General features: G+C 67.4%; 25 protein-coding genes. 20 read left to right on the forward strand and 5 right to left on the reverse strand.

Annotated elements, in window-relative coordinates; all coding sequences use genetic code 11:
- Window positions 1-6: 6 nt before the first annotated feature.
- Entirely contained in the window at window positions 7-1,119 is a 1,113-nt protein-coding gene (gene hemE / locus Q0Z44_RS05835; protein ID WP_298011202.1) for a uroporphyrinogen decarboxylase, read from the reverse strand.
- Window positions 1,120-1,255: 136 nt separating this feature from the next.
- On the opposite strand from hemE, the gene Q0Z44_RS05840 reads away from it, so the two are divergent.
- The gene (locus tag Q0Z44_RS05840; protein ID WP_298011203.1) at window positions 1,256-2,629 is read left to right on the forward strand and encodes a hypothetical protein; all 1,374 of its coding nucleotides are present in this window, start codon (window positions 1,256-1,258) and stop codon (window positions 2,627-2,629) included.
- Window positions 2,630-2,655: 26 nt separating this feature from the next.
- Here Q0Z44_RS05840 and Q0Z44_RS05845 read toward each other — a convergent pair whose 3' ends face one another.
- The 3 genes from Q0Z44_RS05845 to Q0Z44_RS05855 are packed head-to-tail and all read right to left on the reverse strand — an operon-like array spanning window position 2,656 to window position 6,304.
- The gene (locus Q0Z44_RS05845) at window positions 2,656-3,753 is read right to left on the reverse strand and encodes a hypothetical protein (RefSeq protein WP_298011204.1); all 1,098 of its coding nucleotides are present in this window, start codon (window positions 3,751-3,753) and stop codon (window positions 2,656-2,658) included.
- A 50-nt stretch (window positions 3,754-3,803) separates the two neighbouring features.
- Window positions 3,804-5,447: a GH3 auxin-responsive promoter family protein gene (locus tag Q0Z44_RS05850; protein WP_298011205.1), complete on the reverse strand. Its 1,644-nt coding sequence runs from the start codon at window positions 5,445-5,447 to the stop codon at window positions 3,804-3,806.
- Window positions 5,448-5,449: 2 nt separating this feature from the next.
- On the reverse strand, window positions 5,450-6,304 hold the full coding sequence (locus Q0Z44_RS05855) for a hypothetical protein (RefSeq protein ID WP_298011206.1): 855 nt from the start codon (window positions 6,302-6,304) through the stop codon (window positions 5,450-5,452).
- 398 nt (window positions 6,305-6,702) lie between these two features.
- Here Q0Z44_RS05855 and Q0Z44_RS05860 point away from each other — a divergent pair, with 398 nt between their 5' ends.
- The 10 genes from Q0Z44_RS05860 to ilvA all read left to right on the forward strand — a co-directional run bounded on the left by Q0Z44_RS05860 (window position 6,703) and on the right by ilvA (window position 15,849).
- Complete coding sequence (locus tag Q0Z44_RS05860) at window positions 6,703-7,212, forward strand: ATP synthase subunit I (RefSeq protein ID WP_298011207.1); 510 nt, start codon at window positions 6,703-6,705, stop codon at window positions 7,210-7,212.
- Between the two features lie 12 nt (window positions 7,213-7,224).
- Complete coding sequence (gene atpB / locus Q0Z44_RS05865) at window positions 7,225-8,121, forward strand: F0F1 ATP synthase subunit A (RefSeq protein WP_298011208.1); 897 nt, start codon at window positions 7,225-7,227, stop codon at window positions 8,119-8,121.
- 66 nt (window positions 8,122-8,187) lie between these two features.
- The gene (atpE, locus tag Q0Z44_RS05870; RefSeq protein ID WP_058088930.1) at window positions 8,188-8,445 is read left to right on the forward strand and encodes a F0F1 ATP synthase subunit C; all 258 of its coding nucleotides are present in this window, start codon (window positions 8,188-8,190) and stop codon (window positions 8,443-8,445) included.
- Window positions 8,446-8,495: 50 nt separating this feature from the next.
- Entirely contained in the window at window positions 8,496-8,966 is a 471-nt protein-coding gene (locus Q0Z44_RS05875) for a F0F1 ATP synthase subunit B (protein ID WP_109037740.1), read from the forward strand.
- Window positions 8,967-8,968: 2 nt separating this feature from the next.
- Window positions 8,969-9,502 (forward strand): F0F1 ATP synthase subunit delta, encoded by a 534-nt coding sequence (locus Q0Z44_RS05880; protein WP_298011209.1) that lies wholly within the window; start codon window positions 8,969-8,971, stop codon window positions 9,500-9,502.
- Window positions 9,503-9,620: 118 nt separating this feature from the next.
- Complete coding sequence (atpA, locus tag Q0Z44_RS05885) at window positions 9,621-11,174, forward strand: F0F1 ATP synthase subunit alpha (RefSeq protein WP_298011210.1); 1,554 nt, start codon at window positions 9,621-9,623, stop codon at window positions 11,172-11,174.
- A gap of 11 nt (window positions 11,175-11,185) precedes the next feature.
- Window positions 11,186-12,049: a F0F1 ATP synthase subunit gamma gene (gene atpG / locus Q0Z44_RS05890; protein ID WP_298011211.1), complete on the forward strand. Its 864-nt coding sequence runs from the start codon at window positions 11,186-11,188 to the stop codon at window positions 12,047-12,049.
- Between the two features lie 28 nt (window positions 12,050-12,077).
- Window positions 12,078-13,490: a F0F1 ATP synthase subunit beta gene (gene atpD, locus Q0Z44_RS05895; protein WP_298011212.1), complete on the forward strand. Its 1,413-nt coding sequence runs from the start codon at window positions 12,078-12,080 to the stop codon at window positions 13,488-13,490.
- A gap of 167 nt (window positions 13,491-13,657) precedes the next feature.
- On the forward strand, window positions 13,658-14,074 hold the full coding sequence (locus Q0Z44_RS05900; RefSeq protein WP_109037734.1) for a F0F1 ATP synthase subunit epsilon: 417 nt from the start codon (window positions 13,658-13,660) through the stop codon (window positions 14,072-14,074).
- Between the two features lie 152 nt (window positions 14,075-14,226).
- Window positions 14,227-15,849 (forward strand): threonine ammonia-lyase, biosynthetic, encoded by a 1,623-nt coding sequence (gene ilvA / locus Q0Z44_RS05905; protein ID WP_298011213.1) that lies wholly within the window; start codon window positions 14,227-14,229, stop codon window positions 15,847-15,849.
- A 17-nt stretch (window positions 15,850-15,866) separates the two neighbouring features.
- Here ilvA and Q0Z44_RS05910 read toward each other — a convergent pair whose 3' ends face one another.
- Window positions 15,867-16,508 carry a hypothetical protein gene (locus Q0Z44_RS05910; RefSeq protein WP_298011214.1) on the reverse strand — a complete coding sequence of 214 codons (642 nt, stop codon included), beginning with the start codon at window positions 16,506-16,508 and terminating at the stop codon, window positions 15,867-15,869.
- Between the two features lie 159 nt (window positions 16,509-16,667).
- On the opposite strand from Q0Z44_RS05910, the gene gspG reads away from it, so the two are divergent.
- From gspG to gspD, 9 genes are all read left to right on the forward strand, one after another.
- Window positions 16,668-17,126 (forward strand): type II secretion system major pseudopilin GspG, encoded by a 459-nt coding sequence (gspG, locus tag Q0Z44_RS05915; protein ID WP_298011215.1) that lies wholly within the window; start codon window positions 16,668-16,670, stop codon window positions 17,124-17,126.
- Window positions 17,101-17,598, forward strand: a complete 498-nt coding sequence (locus Q0Z44_RS05920) for a prepilin-type N-terminal cleavage/methylation domain-containing protein (protein WP_298011216.1) — start codon at window positions 17,101-17,103, stop codon at window positions 17,596-17,598. The genes gspG and Q0Z44_RS05920 overlap by 26 nt, the downstream gene beginning before the upstream one ends.
- Window positions 17,570-17,959 carry a type II secretion system minor pseudopilin GspI gene (gspI, locus tag Q0Z44_RS05925; protein WP_298011217.1) on the forward strand — a complete coding sequence of 130 codons (390 nt, stop codon included), beginning with the start codon at window positions 17,570-17,572 and terminating at the stop codon, window positions 17,957-17,959. The genes Q0Z44_RS05920 and gspI overlap by 29 nt, the downstream gene beginning before the upstream one ends.
- Before the next feature lie 11 nt (window positions 17,960-17,970).
- Entirely contained in the window at window positions 17,971-18,666 is a 696-nt protein-coding gene (locus tag Q0Z44_RS05930; RefSeq protein WP_298011218.1) for a prepilin-type N-terminal cleavage/methylation domain-containing protein, read from the forward strand.
- A gap of 9 nt (window positions 18,667-18,675) precedes the next feature.
- Window positions 18,676-19,701 (forward strand): type II secretion system minor pseudopilin GspK, encoded by a 1,026-nt coding sequence (gene gspK / locus Q0Z44_RS05935; protein WP_298011219.1) that lies wholly within the window; start codon window positions 18,676-18,678, stop codon window positions 19,699-19,701.
- Window positions 19,702-19,841: 140 nt separating this feature from the next.
- A complete protein-coding gene (gspL, locus tag Q0Z44_RS05940) occupies window positions 19,842-21,110 on the forward strand; it encodes a type II secretion system protein GspL (RefSeq protein ID WP_298011220.1) in 1,269 nt (422 codons plus the stop codon).
- 13 nt (window positions 21,111-21,123) lie between these two features.
- The gene (gspM, locus tag Q0Z44_RS05945; RefSeq protein ID WP_298011221.1) at window positions 21,124-21,642 is read left to right on the forward strand and encodes a type II secretion system protein GspM; all 519 of its coding nucleotides are present in this window, start codon (window positions 21,124-21,126) and stop codon (window positions 21,640-21,642) included.
- Window positions 21,643-21,660: 18 nt separating this feature from the next.
- A complete protein-coding gene (gene gspN, locus Q0Z44_RS05950) occupies window positions 21,661-22,584 on the forward strand; it encodes a type II secretion system protein N (protein ID WP_298011222.1) in 924 nt (307 codons plus the stop codon).
- 3 nt (window positions 22,585-22,587) lie between these two features.
- Window positions 22,588-24,693 (forward strand): type II secretion system secretin GspD (gene gspD, locus Q0Z44_RS05955; protein WP_298011223.1); only part of this gene is annotated, 2,106 nt, incomplete at its 3' end.

A 24,693-nucleotide genomic window follows, 5' to 3' on the forward strand; every position in this document is an offset into this window, starting at 1 on the left:
GATGGGTCAGCCGTGCAGCGCGCGGCTGTGGGCGTGCACCGTGTCCACCAGCACCGAGACGTTTTCCGGCGGAGTGAACTGGCTGATGCCGTGGCCCAGGTTGAACACGTGGCCCGATTGCGCCGTGTGCTTGCCGAAGGCGTCCAGCGTGCGCTTGACCTCGGCCTGCACCTGCTCGGGGTTGGCAAACAGCACGTTCGGATCCAGGTTGCCTTGCAGGGCCACGCGGTCGCCGGTCAGGGCGCGGGCCTTGTCCAGCCCCATGGTCCAGTCGAGGCCCACCACGTCAGCGCCGCTGTCGGCGATCTCGTTCAACCAGATGCCGCCGCCCTTGGTGAACACGATGTGCGGGATGCGGAAGCCGTTGTGTTCCTTCTTCAGCTGGGCGAGCACGCGCTGCGTGTAGGCCAGGCTGAACTGCTGGAAGGCACCGTCGGCCAGCACGCCACCCCACGAGTCGAACACCATCACGGCCTGCGCGCCGGCTTCGATCTGCGTGTTCAGATACAGCGCCACGGCGTCGGCGTTGACGCTCAGGATGCGGTGCATCAGGTCCGGGCGCTGGTACATCAGCGTCTTGACGGCGCGGTAGTCGTCCGAGCCGCCGCCTTCGACCATGTAGCAGGCCAGCGTCCAGGGGCTGCCCGAGAAACCAATCAGCGGCACCTTGCCCACGCCGTTGGCGTCCGACAGCTCGCGGCGGATGGTGCGCACGGCATCGAACACATAGCGCAGCTTGTCCATGTCCGGCACGGCCAGCGCGGCCACGGCGGCCTCGTCGCGCACCACCTTGGCGAACTTCGGGCCTTCTCCGACGGCAAAGCTCAGACCCAGGCCCATGGCGTCGGGCACGGTCAGGATGTCGCTGAACAGGATGGCCGCGTCGAGGTCATAGCGGCGCAGCGGCTGCATCGTCACCTCGCAGGCCAGCTCCGGGTTGGTGGCCAGGCCCATGAAGCTGCCAGCCTGGTCGCGCGTGGCGCGGTACTCCGGAAGGTAGCGGCCGGCCTGGCGCATCAGCCACACAGGCGTGCAGTCGGTGGGCAGGCGCAGGCAGGCGCGCAGAAAGCGGTCGTTGGCCAGAGGGGGCAGCGAGGGGGATGAGGTGGCGACGGTCATCCGCGCATTGTAGGCAGTCCCCCTCAGCGCACTCAGGGGGGAGGGCGCGCAAGTCCTGAGCCAGATCACATCCGGCTCTGCCAGCATGCGTTGTATGTCACACGTTTTGTCTGATGAGCCTCCTTCGACGGTGCCGATGAACCGCACCGAGCACGGCTATGCCGCCATCGAGGGCCTGGCGGGCACGATGATCCAGCCCTATCTGGTGCGCCTGAGCGCCCCCGTCGACGAGGCTACGCTGCGCGGCGTGCTACGCGCGCTGATCACGGCCTACCCCAAGCTGAGGACGGTGGTCGAGCCGGGCCTGCATCGCTGCCAGTTCCGCGTGCTGCCCGAGGGGCGGCTGATCGACCAGCTGTTCGAGCGCGTGCTGCGTGTCCACCCCGGCCTTGAGCTCGATGACCCGGATGTCCTGCTGGCCTGGCACCGCGACGCCCTGCATGAGGTCGTGCCGCTCGAGCGCGGCCTGGGTGTGCGGGTTCACTTCGCTCCCCATCCGGCGCGCCCCGCGCTGATCTTCGGCGTGCCCCACATCTTTGCCGATGGCATGACCATGGTGCACCTCGTGTCACAACTGCTGCGGGGCCTCGAGGGCGGCCCCATCGAGCCGATGCCGCTCGAGGCACCCTCGATGCTGGGCGCCATCGCGCCCACGCACTGGTGGCAGTGGCCGCGTCAACTCTGGCGGTCGCGCGCCCACCGCGTTGCCGAGCGACGGCAGTTGGCCGCGCTGCACGTGCAGCAACTGCCCACCCGCCTGCAGCCGCACTACACCACCACCGGCCTGTGCCACCACCAGGTGCCTGTCGGCACAGCGCGGCTGCGCGCTGCCGCCCGGGGGCGCGGTGTGTCGCTCAACACCCTGGTCGTGGCCGCGCTGGCCCAGGCCTTTCTCGAGCAGGCGCCCGATGACCCGCTGGCCGCGGCCGTCATCCGCATCTCCGTCAACCTGCGCCGGCATTACCCTGCATCGGCCGGCCACGGTCCGCTGTGGGGCAACCACGTCGGCGCCTTCCTCGTGATCGAAGCGGATCCCCGCAAGCCGCTGCTCGCCCGCGTGCGCTCGGTCGACGCCGCCATCCGCGAAGGCCAGGCCCGCTACGCCCGCCGCGAAATGGCCTGGACCTACCTGTGGGACGAGCTGACGCCCTGGCTGGGCCGCACGCTCATCGGCCACATCGCGGTGAAGATGATGCGCGCCGGTCGATTCCCGAAAATCAGCTGCCACGCGACCAGCCTGGGCGATGTCGCCGCGATCCAGCCGCCTGCCGGGCGCGTGCGTGTCGAGCAGATGGTCGGTGTGGTCAACAGCATCTCGCCGCTGCCAGTGCTCACCGAGCTCGATGGCCGCCTCGGCATCCCCATGACCTGGCAGCGCGCCGAAACCGACGAGGCCGATGTGCGCGCCTTCCTGACCCGGGTGGACGCGGTGCTGGCCCGCATGGCGGACGAGGTCCTGTCCGCCACGGAGGGGCCACCCGAGTTGCCCGTCGCCCGCGCCGCCGCCTGACGGCCGGGCTTCACGCCCGGGGTGGATCAGAGCCGGCCCAGCTCCACATACAGCGGCCGTGCATCGATGCCGGGCCGCGGGTCGTCGCCATAGCTCAGCCAGAAGTTGCTCGAGATGAGCTTCTGCCGTTTGTAGCCGCGTGGCACCTCTGCCAGCGGGTCGCCGTGCGTGAATGCCGTCGCGATCGCATCGTATTTCTGGCCCTGGTGCGCCATCAACCAGTCCAGCAGCGCGCGGTGCACGGCCGGGTCGTCCTCGCTCACCAGCGTGTTGTAGACCGTCAGGTAGTTCAGCACGCCGCCCACCGGCGGCAGCCGGAAGCCGCCCGCCAGCCCCACGTAGAGGTTGTAGAGCGGCCGCAGCACCTTCACCACCGGCTTGAAGCCCACGATGCGCGTCTGCTTGTAGGCCTTCTGATCCCAACCCGCCAGCATCCCGACGATCTCGCCGTGCCGTTCGGCCAGCACATAGTCCTCAATGCGCAGCCCGGTGTAGTACGGGTCACCGGCCAGCAGCTTGCCGAAGTCGTATACCGGGTAGCCGTTGCGACGCGGTGCCTCGCGGTCGAAGTAGGCCTGCATGCGCGGCGCATCGGCGCGCGTGGCCTGCCGCAAGGTCACGCCCTTCGGGATGCGCGGGGCCTGCTTGCGGACATAGATGAAGCTCGTTTCGATCGTGTGGCTCACCCAGAAGCGGAACAGCACGCCGTCGGCCACGTTGGCCGCAGCCTCCAGCGGGGCCGTGTTGTCCTTGAGCACGATGCCCTGCAGCAACTCCTGGTCGGTGCGGTACTTCTTCTGCTCCATGAACAGCGACGAGGCAATGCCCCGCCGCCGGTAGAAGGGGTCGACCCGCGTGTCACCCGAGTAGTACACACGGCGCTTCTGGCCGCTGATGTAGAGGTCGCGCCCCGAGATCACGGTGAGCCCCGCGAGCACCTCCGGGCGCTCGTCGTCCTCGGCCACGGCGAGGATGAACTCGTCACCGATCACCCGCGCACCGGTGAAGAAGTCGGGCGTGCGCTGAAAGCACATCTGCGCCAGGCCCGGCATGGTGATCTTGGTGATCAGGTCCTGGATGCGGGGGTTGTCGGCGGGGGTGCCCAGACGGATGGTGATGGCCATGGCGAGACTGCTTGAAATGGGAGCGACAGAGGCGGTGGGGCGAAGGGGGTTCAGGCGGCCGACAGCACGCAGCCATCCAGTGCGTCGCGCAGCACGGCGGGTGCGGGGCCCGTCCAGTGGCGCAGCGGTTCGATCTTGATGTTGCCCTCGATCATTCCGCGCTCGCGGCATTGCTCGAGGTAGATGGCCCGCATGTGGGGCAGTGCCACGCAGGCAGCCGGCTGCAGCTGACCCAGCTCGCGCGCGAGCTTGTAATGGAAGTTGGCCTGCAGGGCCTGCTCCACCTGTCTCGCCAGATCGTGCTCGAGTGCGGCCCGTGGCCGCGTGCCATCGCACTCCACCAGCAGCACATAGCCAGGCTGGCCGCGGCGCGCCTCATCAAGGGCCAGCAGCGTCACGGGCAGGGCGCCGTCCAGCGTCAGACTGTCCTGAACGGCCTGTGCCGTCTGGGCGCTCGTCTTCTCGCCCACCAGGTCGACCCCGTCGTTGCGGCCAAGAAAGGTGAAGCACGGCACCTGGCCCAGCGGCGCATCCACCCGCAACACGTCGCTCATGCGATAGCGCGCAAAGCCGCTGCCCGTGGTCAGCAGGGGAATCACCTCCTGACCCGTGCGCAGTTGCCACGGCGCCAGCACACGGCCATCGTGTGCATCCTCGAACTCGTAGACATGGCTCAGGTAGGCCAGCGGATAGCGCCCCTCGAAGGGAAACGTCACCACCCCTTCGGTCGCCCACAGGCCCTTGCCCTGAAAGGCCGCATGCGGCAGCAGACCTTGCAGGCGCCGCGCCCACGGGGCCGCCGCGGCCGTGTCCCAGGCGCTCAGCACCGCAAGCTCCGGCCACAGCTGCTGAAAGAAGCCGCCGTCCGGCACCCCATTCCAGGCGGCCAGAAGCCGTGCTGCATGGGGCGCGCGCGGACAGGGCACGCCGGTCATGCGAGGGGCACGCGCCCCCCAGTCTCCCCGCTGCAGCACCTCGGCCAGTTCGGCACGCCAGGCCCCCATCTGCTCGAGCAGCCCGATGCCGAAGGTCGGGCTCCACACTGACATGAAGCCCAGCGAACGGTCGGCGGCCAGCCAGGCCGCCGTGGCGAACAGCGAATCCTCCGAGGTCTCGGCCAGCGCGATCTCCTGCGGCGCCGCCTGCGTCAGATAGGCCAGCAGGCGCTTGCCCCACGACAGCATCTTCATGTCATCGTTGATGTCGCCCGCGGTCTGGCCCCGCAACGCCGTCGGGATCCACGACAGCGACCAGTAATGCGTCCCGTGGCCCTGGTTCGGGAACTGCCGGTACAGGTCACCCACCCACGCGGTGATGACCTGATCGAGCTCGTCGAGAAACAGCCGCGTGTACGGGATCCACTTCACCGCCGAGGTCGACCCGCTGGTGGGTTGGTAGCGCATCACCGGCGAATCGATCAGCAGCGCCTGCCGCTGCTGGCGCTGGGCGCTCAGTGCGGTCGCGTAGTCTGCATAGGTGGTCACCGGCTGCTGGCGGGCAAACTCTTCCCACGACCAGTCGGCCCGCACGCCACGCCGCTGTCCCTCGGGTGAGCGCGCCGCCGCCGACAGCCAGCGCGCCAGCCTGGCCCGCTGCACCGACTCCAGCTCGCTCACGTGCCGTGCAAACCGCCGCCGCCCTGGTTCAACCAGCGCCTTCAGCAGGTGGTGCCCCAACGTCGCGCCTGCTCCCATGCTCACAAGGTCCGGCCCTGCTCGATGCCTTCGGCGTCGGACTCACGCCACACCACGCTGCGCGCCGGCTTGCGCTCGACGTCCAGCCCCGCCGGCCGGTGGGTGCCCAGCAGGTGCTTGCGCACCCACTTCACCGGCACGTCCACGATGGATCGGAACAGGCTCTCGTAGTCGCAGGCGCCGATGCATGGCACCTCCGTGCCGCGCCGCCATGTCGGGTTCACCTTCTCGAAGAACGCGATGTGCGGATTGGTCGCGCGCAGCTCCGGCGTGATGTCGGCGACGTCGCCCTTCAGGCGCACATAGTCGTCGCCGAAATCCAGCAGCATCTTCTCGCGGTCGAAGTACTGTGGGAACAGCTGCTCGCAATACGCCTCGGTGATGCGGCGGTACTTCTCGTCCTGCCCGCGCACATTCGGGTAGTAGTTATAGAAGTTGTTGGTCAGCAGCAGGTAGGTCTTGTAGCCCTTCGAGATCAGGAACCAGTAGAAGGGCACGAACGGCTGCTTGATCCGCTCGATCACCAGCCGCCGGTAGAACGTGTTGGCCAGCGCGTTGTTGCCCCAGTAGGCGGGGTCGACGATCGTGTCGCCACTGAAGATGCCGCGCACACGCCTGCCGTCCACCTTCAGGTCGAAGAAGGTCTGCGTCGAGAAACCCACCACCCGGTCGTCGGCCTTGCGCGTCACGAGGATCACGCCCGACTTCTTGCTCAGGTCATTGAGAAAGACATCCAGCGAGGTGTTCTCGTAGAAGCCGGCGTACAGGTCGTACATCTGCCGGATGTGGGTGACCGTGACGGCTGAGATCGGCCTGAAGAACGTGCTGACCTTGTCGCGAGAGGCTGAAGAAGACATCGCGGGCTCCGGGGAGGAACGCGGCCTGTGTGCGAGCACGGCCGTGTGGGTGACTGCATCTGCGACCCGTTGTTGGCCGCTTGTTAAACACAGGATGCCGGCCGACCGCGGGGGCAGGCACCGGGCTTGCCCTCAGTGCACCGCGACATGAGGGGGCGGGTGATCAAGTGCGTCGCCAGTGCGCCGCGACGCGGACGTCCGTGTAAGGGATGTGTCAACTCAGTACAGTGCCGGGGCTTGGTTCGGCTCCGGGTAACCGCGTATAATCTTTAGGTTTTGCCGACGCAGGTCGGTGTCTTGCTCCACTGTCGCCGCTGTTCACGCGTGCGCTGCGTCTTCTGTCAGATCCAGGAGGCCGGGCGCCCAGTCAGCGGGTTGAATGCGCCAAGCGAGTCGTCATGCAGCCACCTCAGAGTCACAAGCCGGGAGGTCAGCATGCAGCGCAACAGGCCTTCGACGATTCCGATTGGACCGAAGACATCGATCCCCCCGTCCGGCCGCTGACGCGACAGGAGGCGCAAGCCCTTGTTGCCAGGCACCCTTCCATGTCGGTCTGGCGAATTCTCGCCTGGCAGGCATCGGTGGCGGTGCTGGTCGCGCTGGTCTGGGGTGTCCTGTCGCAAAGCCCGGCTTCTGCTGTGTCTGCCCTGTATGGCGGTGCGGTGGTCGTGATACCCAATGCCCTGATGGCGCGCGGGATCTTCGGGCGGGGCGCGGGACGCAGTGTGGGGGCGCTCCTCGTGTGGGAGTTGCTCAAGCTCGGGTTGAGCGGGGCCATGTTGGCGCTGTCGCCCGTGCTGCTCCGTCCGATCGACTGGGCGGCCATGCTGGTGACCCTGGTGTTGTGCCTGAAAGTGATTGGAGTGGTTCTGCTCTTGGGGCAGGGCCGCGCGAAGAAATCTGTTTAACGAGAACTGCCGATGTCTGCCGAAGCTCACGCCGCTGAACACGCGCTCACTGCACCCGAGTACATCGGGCACCACCTCCGTCACCTGCAGAACAAGGTCGAGCCGCAGGCCATCGTCGACTGGTCCTACATCAACATCGACTCGGTGTTCTGGTCCGTCGTGATGGGTGCCCTGGGTGTCTTCCTGCTGTGGAAGGCAGCCCGCAAGGCCACCTCTGGCGTGCCCGGCCGCTTCCAGGCTGCCGTTGAACTGCTGGTCGAGTTGGTCGACACCCAGGCCAAGGGCATCGTGCACAACGCCACCTCGCGCAAGGCCGTGGCCCCGGCGGCCCTGACCGTGTTCATCTGGATCTTCTTCATGAACGCGATGGACCTGCTGCCCGTCGACCTGCTGCCCCGTGTCTGGGAAGGCGTCTACGCTGCGGCCGGCCACGACCCGCACCACGCCTACATGCGCGTCGTGCCCACCGCTGACCTGTCCATCACCCTGGGCATGTCCATCTCCGTGCTGCTGATCTGCCTGTACTACAACATGAAGATCAAGGGTGTCGGCGGCTGGATCAAGGAGCTGTTCACGGCCCCGTTCCACGCCCATGGCCCCGTCGGCACCATCCTGCTGCTGATCCCGAACTTCTTCCTGAACCTGGTCGAGTTCGGCGCCAAGACCATCTCCCACGGCATGCGACTGTGGGGCAACATGTACGCTGGCGAACTCGTGTTCATGCTGATCGCCCTGCTCGGCGCCGCTGTCGGTGCGTCCCTGTCGGCTGGAGGCGTCGGCCTCTGGATGCTGGGCGTGCTGGCCGGTTCGGCCTGGGCCATCTTCCACATCCTGATCATTGCGCTGCAAGCGTTCATCTTCATGATGTTGACCCTGGTGTACATCGGTCAGGCCCACGAAGGTCACTGATCAGGTTTCACAAAAAGTCCTCTCTCCCTTTTCTCTAAACCAACCTTACTTTCTTTAGGAGCAATCATGGAACTGGTGTTGGCAAACGTCGCTCTGGCTTGTGGTCTGATCATCGCCCTGGGCGCCATCGGTGCCTGTATCGGTATCGCTCTGATGGGTGGCAAGTACTTCGAAGCCACCGCTCGTCAGCCCGAACTGATGAACGAACTGCAGACCAAGATGTTCCTGCTGGCCGGTCTGATCGACGCCGCCTTCCTGATCGGTGTCGGTATCGCCATGCTGTTCGCCTTCGCGAACCCCTTCATCGCCGCTCTGGCCAAGTAATCGGTCCGTTCTCGACTGAACATCCCATTTAACCGAGAAAGGTCCGAGCCGTGAATCTGAACGCAACGCTGTTCGCGCAGATCGTGGTCTTCGGGATCCTGTGGTGGTTCACGATGAAATTCGTGTGGCCGCCGATCACGAAGGCGCTCGACGAGCGCGCAAGCAAGATCGCCGACGGTCTGGCTGCCGCCGACAAGGCCAAGCTGGAACTGGCGAATGCCAACAAGAGCGTCCAGGAACAGCTCGCCCAATCCCGTGACGAGATCGCCCAACGACTGGCCGACGCTGAAAAGCGTGCCGCGGCCATCGTTGAGGAGGCCAAGCAGCGCGCTTCGCAAGAAGCCGCCAAGATCGTAGCCGACGCCAAGGCCGAAGCCGATCAGCAGGCCATCCAGGCCCGTGAAGCCCTGCGCGAGCAGGTCGCCGGTCTGGCCGTCAAGGGTGCCGAGCAGATTCTGCGTCGTGAGGTGTCTCCGGAGGTCCATGCCGACCTGCTGAGCCGCCTGAAGTCGGAGCTGTGATCATGGCCGAGCTTGCCACCATCGCCCGTCCTTACGCCGAAGCGCTGTTCAAGGCCACACCGGAGGCGGAGCAATCCGCCTGGGTGGCGCAAGTCGCTGCCCTGGCCCAGGTCGCCAGCGACGCCGCTGTGCAGAGCTTCGCCGACAACCCCCGTGTCACTCAGGACCAGGTGTTCGGCGTGCTCACCGAGGCTGCCAAGGTGGCTCTCGCGCCGGTCGTGGCCAACTTCCTGCGTACCGTTCTGGAGAACGGCCGTCTGGCGGCATTGCCGCTGATGGCCGAGCAGTTCCAAGCGCTCGTGCAAGCCCGCCAGGGCGTGTCTGAAGCCCGCATCGTCAGCGCTTTCCCGATCTCGGACGCCCAGGTGGCCGACATCGTGACGCCGCTCGAGAAGCGCTTCGGCCGCAAGCTGGAAGCCAAGGTGGAGGTCGATGCCGGCCTCATCGGTGGCGTGCGCGTCGTGGTCGGTGACGAGGTGCTCGACACCTCGGTCAAGGCCCGCCTGGAACGCATGAAGTCGGCCCTCCTGGCGTGATCCGGAGCCCGGCCTCAACCAAGAACAGTCGCTCAACCCCGCCGGTGGCTTCGTGCCACCGGTTGCCGTCAACGAGGTTTGCCAAGGTGCAGCCCTTGACCAGACTGGGAGCTAAGCAATGCAATTGAATCCCGCAGAAATTTCCGAACTGATCAAGAGCCGCATCGAAGGTCTCGGCGCGGCTGCCGACATTCGCAACCAGGGTACCGTCATCTCCGTGACGGACGGTATCGTGCGCGTCCACGGCTTGTCCGATGCGATGCAAGGCGAAATGCTGGAGTTCCCCGCCAACGCCGCTGGCGTGCCCACTTTCGGCCTGGCCCTGAACCTCGAGCGCGACTCCGTCGGCGCCGTGATTCTGGGCGAGTACGAGCACATCTCCGAAGGCGACACCGTGAAGTGCACGGGCCGCATCCTGGAAGTGCCCGTGGGCCCCGAGCTGGTCGGCCGCGTGGTGAACGCCCTGGGTCAGCCCATCGACGGCAAGGGCCCGATCAACGCCAAGCTGTCTTCTCCCATCGAGAAGATCGCCCCCGGCGTGATCGCACGTCAGTCCGTTGACCAGCCGCTGCAGACCGGCATCAAGTCGATCGACTCGATGGTGCCGATCGGCCGTGGCCAGCGCGAGCTGATCATCGGTGACCGTCAGACCGGCAAGACCGCCGTCGCCATCGACGCGATCATCAACCAGAAGGGCCAGGGCGTCACCTGTATCTACGTCGCCATCGGTCAGAAGGCTTCGTCGATCAAGAACGTCGTGCGCTCGCTGGAACAGGCTGGCGCCATGGAGTACACCATCGTGGTGGCCGCCTCGGCTTCTGACTCGGCTGCCATGCAGTTCGTGTCCGCCTACTCTGGCTGCGCCATGGGCGAGTACTTCCGCGACCGCGGTCAAGACGCCCTGATTGTGTACGACGACCTGTCCAAGCAGGCCGTGGCCTACCGTCAGGTCTCGCTGCTGCTGCGTCGTCCGCCCGGCCGTGAAGCCTTCCCCGGCGACGTGTTCTACATCCACTCGCGCCTGCTCGAGCGCGCCGCCCGCGTGAACGCCGACTACGTCGAAGCCTTCACCAATGGCGAAGTCAAGGGCAAGACCGGTTCGCTGACGGCCCTGCCGATCATCGAAACCCAAGCCGGTGACGTGTCCGCTTTCGTTCCGACCAACGTGATCTCGATCACCGACGGTCAGATCTTCCTGGAAACCAGCCTGTTCAACGCTGGCATCCGCCCCGCCATCAACGCCGGTATCTCGGTGTCGCGCGTCGGTGGTGCTGCTCAGACCAAGGTCATCAAGAGCCTGTCCGGCGGTATCCGTACCGACCTGGCCCAGTACCGTGAACTGGCTGCCTTCGCGCAGTTCGCTTCCGATCTGGACGCAGCCACCCGCAAGCAGCTGGACCGCGGTGCCCGCGTGACCGAACTGCTGAAGCAGGCTCAGTACCAGCCGCTGTCGATCTCGCTGATGGGTGCCACGCTGTTCGCCGTGAACAAGGGCTTCATGGACGACATCGACGTCAAGAAGGTTCTGGCTTTTGAAACTGGTCTGCACCAGTTCCTGAAGACGAGCCACGGCGCGCTGCTGGCCAAGATCGAAGAGAAGAAGGCCTTGGACAAGGACGCCGAAGCCGAGCTGCAAGCAGCCATCGTCGCGTTCAAGAAGACCTTTGCCTAAAGGAGCACGCCATGGCGGCAGGCAAGGAAATACGCAACAAGATCAAGAGCGTCGAGAACACCAAGAAGATCACCAAGGCCATGGAAATGGTCGCGGCTTCGAAGATGCGCAAGGCGCAGGATCGCATGCGTGCGGCCCGACCCTACGCTGAAAAGGTGCGCAACATCACGGCGAACCTGGCCTTGGCCAACCCCGAGTACGTCCACCCCTTCATGCAGCAGAGTGCTGGCAAGAAGGTGGGCTTCATCGTGGTCAGCACGGACAAGGGTCTGTGCGGTGGCCTGAACACGAACGTGCTGCGTGCCGTGACCAACAAGCTCCGTGAGCTGGACGGTCAGGGCATCAAGGCCGACGTGGTCACCATCGGCAACAAGGCCACCGGCTTCTTCAACCGCATTGGCGCCAACGTGGTCGCCCAGGTGGTGGGGATGGGGGACACCCCCCATCTCGAGAAGCTGATCGGCCCCGTCAAGGTGCTGCTCGACGCGTACACCGCGGGCGAGCTCAGCGCGGTCTACCTGTGCTTCACGCGCTTCATCAACACGATGAAGCAGGAGCCCCTGGTGGAGCAGCTGCTGCCCTTGAAGGCCACCGAGTTCGCTGGCGAGAAGACTCATGCCTGGGAATACCTGTATGAGCCGGATGCCAAGGTCGTGATCGATGACCTGATGGTGCGTTACGTCGAAGCGCTGGTGTACCAGGCTGTGGCTGAAAACATGGCTTCGGAGCAGTCGGCCCGCATGGTGGCCATGAAGGCCGCCACCGACAACGCAGGCAACGTGATCAAGGAACTGAAGCTGGTCTACAACAAGACCCGTCAGGCCGCGATCACGAAGGAACTCTCCGAGATCGTTGCCGGCGCGGCCGCGGTCTGATCTGAATATTGAATTGAAGGAACGAAAAATGGCTGACACGCAAGCAGTGGGCAAGATCGTTCAGTGCATTGGCGCCGTGGTGGACGTGGAGTTTCCGCGTGACCAGATGCCCAAGGTGTACGACGCCCTGAAGATGGACGGCTCCGTCCTGACCCTGGAAGTGCAACAGCTTCTGGGCGACGGCGTGGTGCGTACCATTGCCCTGGGTTCGTCGGACGGTCTGCGTCGCGGCATGGTGGTGTTCAACACCAATGCCCCGATCACCGTGCCCGTCGGTCCCGCCACGCTGGGCCGCATCATGGACGTGCTGGGTAACCCGATCGACGAGCGCGGTCCGGTTGACCAGGCTCAGACCGCCTCCATCCACCGCAAGGCCCCGGCCTACGACGAACTGTCGCCGTCGACCGAGCTGCTGGAAACCGGCATCAAGGTGATCGACCTGGTGTGCCCGTTCGCCAAGGGCGGCAAGGTGGGTCTGTTCGGTGGCGCCGGTGTGGGCAAGACCGTGAACATGATGGAACTCATCAACAACATCGCCAAGGCTCACTCGGGTCTGTCGGTGTTCGCTGGTGTGGGCGAACGTACCCGTGAGGGCAACGACTTCTATCACGAAATGTCCGACGCGGGCGTCGTGAAGCAGGACAACCTGGCCGAATCCAAAGTGGCCATGGTGTACGGTCAGATGAACGAGCCGCCGGGCAACCGTCTGCGCGTGGCCCTGACCGGCCTGACGATGGCCGAGTCGTTCCGCGATGAAGGCCGTGACGTGCTGTTCTTCGTGGACAACATCTACCGTTACACCTTGGCCGGTACCGAAGTGTCCGCGCTGCTGGGCCGTATGCCTTCCGCCGTGGGTTACCAGCCCACCCTGGCCGAAGAAATGGGCCGCCTGCAAGAGCGCATCACCTCGACCAAGGTCGGCTCGATCACCTCGATCCAGGCCGTGTACGTCCCTGCGGACGACCTGACCGACCCGTCACCTGCCACGACCTTCGCCCACCTGGACTCCACCGTGGTGCTGTCGCGTGACATCGCTTCGCTGGGTATCTACCCCGCTGTGGACCCGCTGGACTCGACCTCGCGTCAGCTCGACCCGCACGTGGTCGGCGAAGAGCACTACACCGTGGCCCGCGCCGTGCAGAACACGCTGCAGCGCTACAAGGAACTGCGCGACATCATCGCCATTCTGGGCATGGACGAACTGGCTCCGGAAGACAAGCTGCTTGTCGCCCGTGCCCGTAAGATCCAGCGTTTCCTGTCGCAGCCGTTCCACGTGGCCGAAGTGTTCACGGGCGCGCCTGGCAAGTACGTGCCGCTGAAGGAAACCATCCGCGGCTTCAAGATGATCGTCAACGGCGAGTGCGACAGCCTGCCGGAACAGGCCTTCTACATGGTGGGCACGATCGACGAAGCCTTCGAAAAGGCCAAGACGATGCAGTAAGCGGCGCATTCGGGCCGGGCTCTGCGTTGCCGTGCTCGCCGGACTTTGAGTCCGGCTGTGCGCGGCGCCTTGATCCCGACCCGACTGCTTGCTTACGGCAGCGTTTCCACAGGCGCAAGTCGGTCAAGGCGCTGCCAGACTCGTTAACCTTTTTTTGAAAGCTCGATATGTCCACCATTCACGTTGACGTCGTTTCGGCAGAAGAGTCGATCTTCGCGGGCGAGGCCACGCTGGTGTCCCTGCCGGGTGAATCGGGCGAACTGGGCATCCTGCCGCGCCACACCCCGCTGATCACCCGCATCAAGCCGGGCGCCGTGCGCATCCAGCGTGCCGACAACGGTCAGGAAGAGTTCGTCTTCGTGGCCGGCGGCATCCTGGAAGTGCAACCGCACTGCGTGACCGTTCTGGCCGACACCGCCATCCGCGGCAAGGACCTGGACGAAGCGAAGGCGCTGGAAGCCAAGCGTCTGGCCGAGGAAGCCATCCAGTCCGCCAAGGGCGAGCTGGACCTGGCCCGGGCTCAGAGCGAACTGGCCGAGCTGGTCGCCCAGCTGGCCGCCATCCGCCGCCTGCGCAAGAAGTGATCCGTCGCTCGCCCGTCACCGGGCGGTGCACGCAAGAGCCCGTGGCATGCCACGGGCTTTTTTCATGGCGCGACCGCGCGTGATGGGCGATGACACCCGGGTAGACTGTGGGGTTTCCCGCCCCCGGGCCTGCGTTTTTTCGGAGTGTTCTGATGCCTGCCGCGCGTCCAGCCGTGTCTTCCCCCCGCCGTTCGACGGCTGCCGCCAAGTCTGCCCGCAAGGCCGCATCGCCCGCCGCGCCGTCCGGCCCGCTGGGGTTGCAGGACTACCTCCGCAAGGTGTTGACCAGCAAGGTTTACGACGTCGCGGTCGAGACGCCGCTGGAACCCGCGCAGGCGCTCTCCCGTCGCCTGGGGCACCACGTCTACCTCAAGCGCGAAGACAAGCAGCCGGTGTTCAGCTTCAAGCTGCGCGGGGCCTACAACAAGATGGCGCAGTTGTCGGCCAAGGCGCTGGCCAAGGGTGTGATCTGCGCGTCGGCTGGCAACCATGCGCAGGGCGTGGCCCTCGGCGCGCGGCGTCTCGGCTGCCAGGCCACCATCGTGATGCCGGTCACCACGCCGCAGGTGAAGATCGACGCGGTGCGGCATTTCGGCGGCGACAACGTGCAGATCGTGCTGCACGGCGAGAGCTACTCTGACGCGGCCCTGCACGCCAAGCAGCTCGAGAAGAAGAAGGGCATGACCTTCGTCCACCCCTTCGATGACCCGGACGTCATCGCCGGGCAGGGCACGGTCGCCATGGAGATCCTGCGTCAGCATGCGGGCCCGATCGATGCCGTGTTCGTTGCCATCGGAGGCGGCGGGCTGATTGCGGGCGTGGCGGCTTACATCAAGGCCGTACGGCCCGAGATCAAGGTGATCGGCGTGCAGACGAGCGACTCGGACGCCATGGTGCGCTCGGTCAAGGCAGGCGAGCGTGTGGCGCTGCCCGAAGTCGGCCTGTTTTCGGATGGCACGGCGGTGAAGCTGGTGGGCGAAGAGACGATGCGCCTGGCCAGCCTTTACGTGGATGACTACATCGTCGTCAACACCGACTCGGTGTGCGCCGCGATCAAGGACATCTATCAGGACACGCGCTCGATTGTCGAGCCGGCCGGTGCGCTGGGTGTGGCCGCGGTGAAGCAGTATGCGGCGCGTCATGGCGGGCAGGGCAAGACCTACATCGCCATCAACTGTGGCGCCAACATGAACTTCGACCGGCTGCGCTTCGTGGCCGAGCGCGCCGAGGTGGGCGAAGAGCGCGAGGCGCTGCTGGCGGTCACCATCCCCGAAGAGCGCGGCTCCTTCAAGCGGTTCTGCGAGACCATCGGCCCGCGCAGCGTGACGGAGTTCAACTACCGGATCTCGGACGAGAAGCAAGCCCACGTGTTCGTCGGGCTGACGACGCGCGAGAAGGGCGAGTCGAAGAAGATCGCCAAGGCTTTCGAGGGCGAGGGCTTCGCCACGGTCGACCTGACGCATGACGAACTGGCCAAGACCCACATCCGCCACATGGTGGGGGGGCGCTCATCGCTGGCCGAGGGAGAGCGGCTGTACAGCTTCGTGTTCCCGGAGCGCCCGGGCGCGTTGATGGGCTTTCTGACCAGCCTGCCGCCGGGCTGGAACATCAGCCTGTTCCATTACCGCAACCAGGGCGCCGACTACGGTCGCATTCTGGTGGGATTGCAGGTGCCGAAGGCCGAGGTGTCGCGCATCGATGCCCTGCTGCGTCGCCTGGGCTATCCGTACGTCGACGAGACGCGAAACCCGGTCTACCGCCTCTTCCTGCGCTGAGCCAGAGGCGTCTCGGCTCACACCGCCGAGTCGGCGCCCGGTTGCCCCCGCTGCGCGGGGGACGGATTAGCCGGCACGGGCGGCGGCGGCATGGCGTTGCCCTGCATCTGTTGCTCGGGCGAGGCCAGGGTGCCGCGTGCGGCGGGTGGGCCATCGATCGGGTTGGCGGGCCGGGCGCCTTCGCGCGAGAAGCCGCTCACGGGGGGCAGGCTGCCCGCAGCGGGCGCCGGTAGCAGCGGCAGGTCGAGCGTGATGACCCCGTCGCCTTGTGCCGGGCCAATGTCCACGCCACGTTGGGTGAGGGCCTTGACGATCAGATCGCCATCGACGCGGTCGCCCGGGCGCAACGCGCGTGGGGGCTTGCCGTCGACCGAAACCAGGGCCACGCCGCGGCCGCCCGGTGTGCGGGGCGCCACGACGCCCAGGACCTTGATGCGTGCCAGCAAGTCCGCCGAGGCGTTCACGACGGGCGTGGCCTCGACCGCCCTGGCCGGTCCGGCGAGCAGGCGGCGCAGGTCGCCGCGGGCGGCAGAGTCGAGCGAGACCGGGCTGGCATTCGCAGGCACCCCGGTGGGCGGCGCCAGCCAACGCAGGCCCCAGAAGGCCAGGCTGGCCGCCACCGCGGCCCACATCAGGAGGGCGAAGAAACGAGATGCCATATTGGCCCATTATGATGGGTGTTGCCTGGCGGACGTGCCGGAAACTGCGGGGGCAACCCCGGGTACATCCGGCGTCGGGCCCCGCATGGCGTCGGGCATGCTGACGCCAGGACACGCCACAGGGCGGCGCAACGCGTGATGTGTGTATCGGAAAGCAAGATGAGCAAGTTTCACAGGATTTCTCAAGGCGGCCGGGCCGCGGCCCGGCTGGTGCAGCGCGGCTTCACGCTGATCGAGCTGATGGTGGTGCTGGTGATCATCGGCTTGCTGGCCGCGCTGATCGTGCCCAACGTGCTGGACCGCGCCGACGATGCCCGCGTGACCGCGGCGCGCACCGACGTGGGCAACCTGATGCAGGCACTCAAGCTGTATCGCCTGGACAACCAGCGCTACCCGACGGGCGAGCAGGGCCTCAAGGCCCTCGTGGCCAAGCCCACCACCGCGCCTATTCCGCCGAACTGGAAGCCCTACCTGGAAAAGCTCCCCACCGACCCGTGGGGCAACGCCTACCAGTACGTGAACCCCGGCGTGAAGGGCCAGGTCGACGTCTTCAGCTTCGGGGCCGACGGCCAGAGCGGGGGCGAAGGCCGTGATGCGGACGTCGGCTCCTGGCAGTGAGGCCCGTCACCGGCAGCGCGGTTTCACGCTGCTGGAGCTGATGGTCGTCATCGCGATGATCGGGCTGACGACGGCCGTGGTGTCGCTGGCCCTGCCTGATCCGGCTGCCACGCGGCTGGACAGAGAAGCCGCGCGGCTGGTGGCCTTGCTCGAGTCGGCGCGCACGCAGGCAAGGGCTGGCGCGCTGACCGTGTTGTGGGTGCCGCAGCCGGGCGCGGCCGACACCGATTACCAGTTTCTCGGATTGCCGCCGGCATTTCAGCCGCCGCTGCAGTGGCAGACCCGCGAGGTCCGGGCCGAGGTCATCGGCGCGCGCAGCATCGTGCTGGGCCCCGAGCCCGTCATCGGGCCGCAGAGCGTCGTGTTGCGCCTGCAGGACAGGCAGATCGTCGTGGCCAGCGACGGGCTGTCGCCGTTCGATGTCGTGACGGGCGAGGCCCGCGATGAAGGGGCAGTCGGTGCGCCGCGCTGAGCCCGCTTGCAACCGCGGCATGACGCTGATCGAGGTGCTGGTGGCGCTCGCGATCGTGGCCGTCACGCTGTCGGCGGGCATCAAGGCGGCAGGCGGCTTGGGGGTCAATGCCCAGCGCATGACCGACCTGACGCTGGCGCAGATGTGCGCCGAGAACCAGTTGACCGCGATGAAGCTGTCGCGCCTGTTCCCGCCCGTTGGCGACAGCGACTTCACCTGTCAGCAGATGGGCCGCACGCTGCCCGGCCGCCTCGTGGTCCGACCCACACCGAACCTCAACTTCCGTCGCGTCGATGCGCAGGTGCTCGATGAGGCGAATCAGCCCATTGTGCGCCTGTCGACCATCCTGCCGCGCTTCTGAGGCTTATTCCGATGCCCTTCTCCCCGTGCTCTCCTCCCGCCCGTTCCGGCCCTGTGCTGGCTGTGCAGGCGCGGGCGCACGGCTTCACGCTGGTGGAGGTGCTGGTGTCCCTGATGATTCTGTCGGTGCTGGCAGCGACGGCATGGAAGGGCCTGGATGCGATCAGCTCGGCGCGGACCGTGGCCGACGACAACCTGCGCCGCACGCTGAGGCTGCAGTCGGTGATGGTGCAGTGGGAGGCCGACATGGCGCAGGTGCTGGACACCCAGGTGGTGCCCGGGCTGGAGTACGACGGCGGCACGATGCGTTTGACGCGCCGGCACTCCGCGGGCGTGCAGGTGGTGGCCTGGGTGCTGCGAAGCGGGCGCTGGGTGCGCTGGGCCAGCCCGCCTGCCGTGCGCGTGGGCGAACTGAAACAGGCGTGGCAGACGACGTATCAGCTGCAGGGCACCGAGCCTGGCGCGCTGACGGCCTTGCACGGCGTGGCGCAGTGGCAGGTGTTCTGCTTCCGCAATGGGTCATTGACGAACTGCCAGTCCACCGGCAATGTGGCGGCGGCCCCGGTGGTGGCCCCGGGCGCCAGCGCGCCGGGGGTGCTGCGGCAGCAACTGCCCGAGGCCGTGCGTCTGCAGATGGTGTTTGAGGATGGCAGTGGCCAGAGTGGCCGTCTGCAACGCGACGTCATGCTGGCGCCACAACCCAACTGAGTGGCCGCGATGCAGATCCGACCCCCTCGTGCACCGTCCTCGCGCCCTGCCCAGCGCGGGGCGGCCTTGCTCATGGCGATGGTCATCGTCACGCTGGTCGCCACGTTTGCGGCCTCGATGGTGTGGCAGCAATGGCGGGCGGTGCAGGTGGAGGGCGCCGAACGGGTGCGCGCCCAGGCGATGTGGGTGCTCAGCGGCGCGCTGGACTGGGCGCGCCTGATCCTGCGCGAGGACGCCCGCAACGGTGGCGCCGATCACCTGGGTGAGGCCTGGGCCACGCCGCTGGCGGAGGCGCGGCTCTCCACCTTCCTGGCCGTGGACAACGTCAACACCGACGATGCCCCGGAGGCCTTTCTGTCGGGCCGGGTGGAGGACGCCACCTCGCGCTACAACCTGCGCAACGTGGTCGACGGCAACGGCGAGCTCGACCCGCAGGAAACGGCCGTGCTGCGCCGCTTGTGCGAGACGTTGGGGCTGCCGTCGTCACTGGGCGATGGGCTGGCGGCCAGCTATCGCCGGGCCTGGCTGGCGCAGCAATCGGCCGATCCGGCGATGCTGGCAAGGCTGGGGGGCGAGAGCGGCCTGACGCAGGCGGCCCTGATGCCGCAGGCGGTCGACCAGCTGGTGTGGCTGGGGCTGGACGCTGCCACGGTCGAACGCCTGCGCCCCTATCTGACGGTGCTGCCCGACGCGACGGGCGTGAACGCCAACACCGCGCCCAAGGAAGTCATTGCCGCGGTGGTCGAGCGGCTGGACCTTGCCAGTGCCGAGCGCCTGGTCCAGGCTCGCCAGCGGGCCGCGTTCAAGGACACGGGTGACGTGGGGCGGGCGCTGGGCGTCACCACAGGGATGGATTTCTCGCGGCTGCGGGTGAGCTCGGACTTTTTCGAGGTGCGCGGTCGCCTCCGGCTGGAAGACAACGTCATCGAGCAGCGCCACCTGGTGCAGCGCGTCGGCATGGATGTGCTTGTGCGCTACCAGACGCGCTTCTCGGGGCTGGAGACGTCCGGTGGCCCCGGGCAGACCCGCCCTTGACTCGCGGGGGAAGTGGGACGACCGTCTGCCATCCACGTATCAATCCGTAAAGGGGTGCTATTTCGGCGCTCCTACAATGTGCAAGCACCTATGCTGGTGCGACCTGTTTCTTTGATTTCGCCCTCACGACGCAGTCCCGCATGAGCCTCCTGATCATTCAATTGCCAGCCCGTGCGCGCCTGCGGACCGAGGCCGAGCAGGAGGCCGCCGAGGTGTCTCCCGCTGCGGCCGGTCCGCGCGAGTTCGGCTATGTGCTGAGCAACGACGGTGTCTCGGTGGTGCGCCATGGCCATTGCACGGCGCCCATGCTGCCGCGGGCCGAGACCGTCGTGGCCGTGATGCCGGCGCAGGACCTCAGCTGGCACCGCGTCACGCTGCCCAAGGCCCCGGCGGGGCGGCTGCGCGCTGCGCTGGCCGGCTTGCTGGAAGAGGCCCTGCTCGACGATCCGGATGACCTGCATCTGGCGGTCGCCCCGTTGGCGAAGGCCGGGCAGCCCACGTGGGTGGCGGCCTGTGACCACACCTGGCTGACCGGGCTGATGATGTCGCTGGAAAAGGCCAAGGTGCGCATTGACCGGGTCGTGCCGGCGGTGTGGCCAGACGAGCCGGCCTCGGGCTACTTTCAGGAGCGTGAGACCTGGGTGGAAGGCGCCGAGACCCCCGGCGAAATGGCCCTGACGTGGTCGTCGCCCGACGGCGTGGCGACGTGGCCGGTGGAGGGCTCGATGGCGCGCGCGCTGCTGCCCGATCCCCTGCCGGACGATGCCCGCTGGTTCGCGACGCCCGCCGTGGCCTCGCCGGCCGAGCGCTGGCTCGGGCGGCCCGTGATCGTGCAGACGCCGGCCGAGCACCTGCTGCAGGCGGCGCGTTCGTTGTGGAACCTCCTGCAGTTCGAGCTGACGCCGCGCAGCAAGGGCCTGCATGCCTTGAGCGATCAGTGGCGGCGCGTGATGAGCCCGCAGTGGCGGCCCGTCCGCGCGGGCCTGATTGCGCTGGTGGTGGTGCAGGTGCTGGGGCTCAATCTGTGGGCCTGGCATCAGCAGCGCGACGTGCAGCGCAAGCGCGCCGAGATGGTCCAGCTGCTCAAGCAGGCGCATCCGCAGGTGCAGGTGGTGCTCGATGCGCCGGTGCAGATGCAGAAGGAAACCGAGCTGCTGCGCGCCGCGGCAGGGCAGCCGGGAGGCAACGACCTTGAGGCCCTGATGGGGGCGGTGGCGACCGCCTGGCCGGCCGACCAGCCCGCGGCCTCGCTTCAGTACGACGGCAGCAGCCTGACGCTGGCGGCGCCGCCGGGATGGGGCCCCACCGAACTGGAGGCGCTGCGCGAACGCCTGGGTGCTGCGGGCGTACAGCTGGACGTGGACCCGGGCGCTGCCCGCATGACAGTGCGTCGCGCGCCGCGCGCCTGACCACGGGATTCTGATGGCTTCGATCGACACTTCTTCTTTCCAGGGCCTCCGCCAGACCATGGAGGCCCGCTGGGCCACCTTGGCGGTGCGTGAACGCCGGCTGGTCACCGCCGCCCTGTGGCTGGCCGCACTCGCGCTGCTCGTTCTGATCGGCATCCGCCCTGCGTGGCGCACCCTGGAGCAGACCCCGGTGCAGCAACGCGAGCTCGGGCTGCAGCTCGACGAGATGCGGCGGCTGGCCGACGAGGCCCAGGCCCTGCGCAACCGGCCGCCCGTGCCGCCGGCCCAGGCCGAAGCCGCCTTGCGTGCGGCCAGCGATCGCCTGGGGCCAGGGGCTCGCTTGATGGTGCAGGGCGACCGCGCCACGCTCGTGCTGGAAAGCGTGTCGGGCGAAGCTCTGGCGACCTGGCTGGAAGAGGCCCGGGCGGGCGCCCGCGTGCGTCCGCTCGAAGCCACGCTGAACCAGACCCGCCCCGGCCAGTACGCCGGCAACGTCGTTGTGGCCCTGGTGCCCGGGCCGGCGGCCCGCTGACGGCAGGACGAACCCTTCATGGCCTGGCTGTCCTCCTTCCGTCGTCGCCGTCCCGTCTGGTTCAAGGGGGCGAGCGCGCTCACGACCCGCTGGCTCGAATCCACGCTGGAAGTGGCGCGGTGGGAGAACATGCGCAAGGCTGGGCGGCGCTGGGGCGTGTGGGGTGCCGCGCTCGGAGCAGCGCTGGGCATCGTCGCCTGCGCGCCCGCGCCGTGGCTGGCGCAGGCTGTGCTGAGTGGCACCGAAGGGCGCCTGCTGCTCGCCGAGTCGCGCGGCACGGTGTGGCAGGGCGACGCGGTGGCGGTGCTGACGGGCGGGGCTGGCAGCCGTGACGCCCGTGCGCTGCCCGGTCGCCTCACGTGGACGCTGCGGCCTACCTTCAGCGGGCTGCAGTTGAAGCTGCAGCAGGATTGCTGCATGCCGGTGCCGGTGCTGGTGCAGATCCGGCCGGGCTGGGGCGGCGCGCAGGTCAACGTGCTGCTGCAGGACGCGGGCGCCACCCTCCCGCGCGACACCGGTGCCGTGGGCCATTGGCCGGCGGCCTGGCTGAGCGGTCTGGGCACGCCGTGGAACACGCTGGAGCTGGGCGGCGTGCTGCGCCTGGACACGCAGGCCCTGACCCTGCAGTGGGTGCGTGGGCGCCTGCGGGTGGAGGGGCGCGCGTCGGTGTCACTCGACAACGTCTCATCACGGGTCACGACGCTGGCCCGGCTGGGCTCGTACCGCCTCGACGTGCAGGCCGATCCACAGGGCCAACTGCAGATGGCGCTGTCCACGCTGGATGGTGCGCTGCAGTTGAGTGGTCAGGGCAGCAGTGGGGCGGGCGGATTCCGTTTCCGGGGCGAAGCTCGGGCCACCCCGGCCGAGCAGGGCGCGCTCGACAACTTGTTGAACATCATCGGTCGGCGCGAAGGCGACCGGTCTGTCATTTCGATCGGATAAGGCATGAAGAAACCCCACCTGCTGACCCGTCCCCGTGCGACGGCGTGGATCGCGGCCCTGGCTGTCGGCCTCGGCCCGGGCGGGTTGCTCCCGGTCGGTCTGGCCCACGCTGCACCGCAAGGGGCTGCACAGAAGGCGCCGCCCTCGGTGACCCTGAACTTCGTGAATGCCGAAATCGAAGGCGTGGCGCGCGCGATGGCGGCCATCACCGACCGGCAGATCATGGTGGACCCCCGCGTGAAGGGCACGATCACGCTGTACAGCGAACAGCCGCTGACGCCGCGCGAGGCGTATCTGAACTTTCTGGCAGCGTTGCGTGGCCAGGGCTTCGCGGTTGTCGAGGTGCAGGGCCTGCTCAAGGTGGTGCCCGAGGCCGAAGCGAAACTGCAGACCGGCACGGTCGATGTCGGCACCGTCAAGCGGCAGGGCGATGTGGTGCTCACGCAGATCTTCCGCGTGCAGTACGAGAACGCCAACAACCTGGTGGCCGTGCTGCGGCCGCTGATCAGCCCGAACAACACGATCAACGCGAATCCCGGCTCCAACACGCTGGTCATCACCGACTACGCAGACAACCTCAAGCGCATCGGCCAGATGATTGCCGCGCTGGACGTGCCGCAGGCCACCGACATGGAGGCGATTCCGCTGCAGTACGCGATTGCGGCCGACCTGGCGCCGGTGGTGCAGAAGCTGGCCGACAACAGCGCGACGGGGGCGCCAGGGGCCGGTGCAGCCGGTGGCCAGAGCACGCTGGTGATGGCGGATGCGCGCACCAACACGCTGATGGTGCGCGCGCCCAATGCGGCCCGCATGGGGCTGGTGCGCAACCTGATTCAGCGCTTGGACCGCCCGGGCACCAGCGGCCTGGGGGGCAGCGGCATCCACGTCGTCTACCTGCGCAACGCCGATGCGGTGAAGCTCGCCCAGGTGCTGCGCGCGGCCTTCCCGGGCGCAGGCGGCGGCACGACGGGCGGCGGCACGCTGGGTGGCACGGGCGGCGCGGTGGGCACCCCGGTGTCCACCGCCGCGCAGACAGGCACCGGCGGTCTCGGCGGCGTCGGGGGCGGCACGGCAGGCAGCGGGGGCTCCGCGCAGGCGACGTCACCGGTGGCGGCCTCGGCCCAGCCCTCCACGGGCGGCTTCATCCAGGCCGACCCGAGCACCAACTCGCTGATCATCACGGGCACGGACGCGCTGTACCGGCAGCTGCGCTCGGTGATCGACCAGCTCGACGGACGCCGGGCGCAGATCTACATCGAGGCGATGATCGTCGAGGTCAACGAGAACAAGCTGGCGGAAGCGGGCTTCCAGTGGGCGGCGGCAACGGGCACCAACAACATCGTGGCCGCCGGCACGAGCCTGGCGTCTGGCGGCGTGCCGGGGCTGTTCTCGCTGGCGGGCGCGTCGCGCTCGGCGGTCGCCAGCCTCAGCGGCTTCAACGTCGGGTACCTGCACAAGATGTCCGACGGCACCTACAACCTCGGCGCGCTGGCCACCTTCCTGGAGACCAAGGCCGACGCCAACATTTTGTCCAAGCCCAACATGGTGGCACTGGACAACGAGGAAGCCAAGATCGTGGTGGGCCGCAACGTGCCCTTCGTGACGGGCTCGTACACCAACGGTGCCACATCGAACACCGGCTCGGTCAACCCCTTCACCACGATCGAACGCCGCGACGTGGGCCTGACCCTGCGCGTCAAGCCGCAGGTGGGCGAGGGCGGCACGGTCCGCATGACGGTGTTCCAGGAAAAGTCGGACGTCGAATCCGTCAGCTCTGCGCAGGGGCCGACCACCACCAAGAGCTCGATCGAGACCACCGTCGTGGTCGACGATGGTCAGACCCTCATCCTGGGCGGGCTGCTGAAGGACCAGTACGGCAACGACGAATCGCAGGTGCCGCTGCTGGCCGACATTCCCGTGGTCGGCAACCTGTTCAAGAGCAAGTCGCGCTCGCGCAGCAAGACCAACCTGATGGTCTTCCTGCGGCCGGTGGTGCTGCGTTCACAGGACGCGAGCAACGAAGTCACGCTCAACCGCTATGACTACATGCGCCAGCGACAGGCCGATGTGGCCCCGTCGCCCAACGCCGTGCTCCAGGTGCGCGAGGCG

Origin of the sequence: uncultured Aquabacterium sp. (assembly GCF_947366995.1) — a bacterium.
In the GTDB taxonomy this organism is placed as follows: Bacteria; Pseudomonadota; Gammaproteobacteria; order Burkholderiales; family Burkholderiaceae_C; genus Aquabacterium.